We start from the raw sequence: 755 nt of genomic DNA, 5'->3' as shown, positions 1-755 counted from the left end.
TGCCCCACCCCGTTGTGGAGCTGCTCGTAGTGGATGTGTGCGCCGAAGGAGTTGCCGGTGTAGTAGGTCTGCCACCCGCCACCGTGATCGATGACGATGTAGTTGCTGGCGCCGCCCGGCTGCGAGTGCCGGTAGGCGGTGCCGGCAGCGGAGGCGAGTACGGGGGCGCCGTCGGTGGCACCGACCTCGGCATCCCCTACGTGTTGGAGAACGGCTCCGCTGAAGTGGTGGAACGACGGTACCAACACCGACCCGTACCAGATGTGGACGATGCAGCGCGACGGTACCTGGGTGATGTCGTACCTCAACTGCGTCACTGGTTGCATCGTCACCCGTACGGCTGGCGGGCCGGACCAGGCCTGGACGGCGGAGAAGGTGCAGATTTTCCCGTGGCAGGAGCCCGGGCTCTACGGCGGGTTCATCCATCCGTGGTCCAGTCGGCACATCAACGACCTGCACCTCCTGGTCTCGACCTGGACCAGGACACCCGACCGCAGGACTACCGCCTACCACGTCAGCCAGTTCGTCGGCACGGTCTGAACCGCACCCGCCCCGTCGTCGCCAGGGCGGTTGTTGTCGCGGAGTGCCGGCCCGGTCACGAATGGCCGGTGTTGTGGCCTGTCCTCCGTACCTGCCCGAATACCACCATCGGCGGTGCCCGAACGAGGAATCGACGCGCCCACCGACCGCTCCGTGTTGCTGCCAGCCGACTGCCAGCGACCAAGGCCGGTGACCGTCTCGAGGAAGGGACCACA

2 pseudogenes are annotated in these 755 nt (G+C 66.8%); one reads left to right on the top strand and one right to left on the bottom strand.

Annotated features, from left to right (window positions below):
* A pseudogene (locus H0524_RS23765) lies at positions 1-236 on the bottom strand (M23 family metallopeptidase); the annotation flags it as partial.
* Between H0524_RS23765 and H0524_RS23760 the strand changes: the two are divergent.
* Positions 220-540: pseudogene (locus H0524_RS23760) on the top strand (DUF4185 domain-containing protein); the annotation flags it as partial. The pseudogenes H0524_RS23765 and H0524_RS23760 overlap by 17 nt on opposite strands.
* Positions 541-755 lie beyond the last annotated feature (215 nt).

It is taken from the genome of Salinispora sp. H7-4 (assembly GCF_013416675.1).
Classification (GTDB): domain Bacteria; phylum Actinomycetota; class Actinomycetes; order Mycobacteriales; family Micromonosporaceae; genus Micromonospora; species Micromonospora vitiensis.
This window is presented reverse-complemented; position numbering and strand designations above follow the sequence as displayed.